Below are 334 nucleotides of genomic sequence, written 5' to 3'. Positions count from 1 at the left end.
GCCTTTGCCGACCGAAGCGCATCCCTTCTGTCCCTATATCAGTGATTACAACGACACTTTTATGGATTTCGGAGGCGGGGAACCCAAAGTTTTTTCTTATCAATTTAACTTTGGGGTGCCATTTACATTTTCCTGTCTCGTAGCCTTTGGAGTGCCTCTTTTAGGTGGGATTTTAATGTTGATGCTAGGTGATACCCTTCAGGACGGATGGGAGTCTATTAAAGGGATTTTCTTAGTATCTTGGCGTTACGCTTTTATAGCGTGGTTTTTTTTCTCAGCCATGTTTTTCGTCATCTGGCTTTACCACCACAACCTCTTCACCAAAGTTATCCCC

The 334-nt window shown here is 43.7% G+C and carries 1 pseudogene; it reads left to right on the top strand.

Annotated elements, in window-relative coordinates:
* Positions 1-334: pseudogene (locus B347_RS26885) on the top strand (hypothetical protein); the annotation flags it as partial.

Origin of the sequence: Pseudomonas psychrophila HA-4 (assembly GCF_000282975.1) — a bacterium.
GTDB classification, from domain to species: domain Bacteria; phylum Pseudomonadota; class Gammaproteobacteria; order Pseudomonadales; family Pseudomonadaceae; genus Aquipseudomonas; species Aquipseudomonas psychrophila_A.
This window is presented reverse-complemented; position numbering and strand designations above follow the sequence as displayed.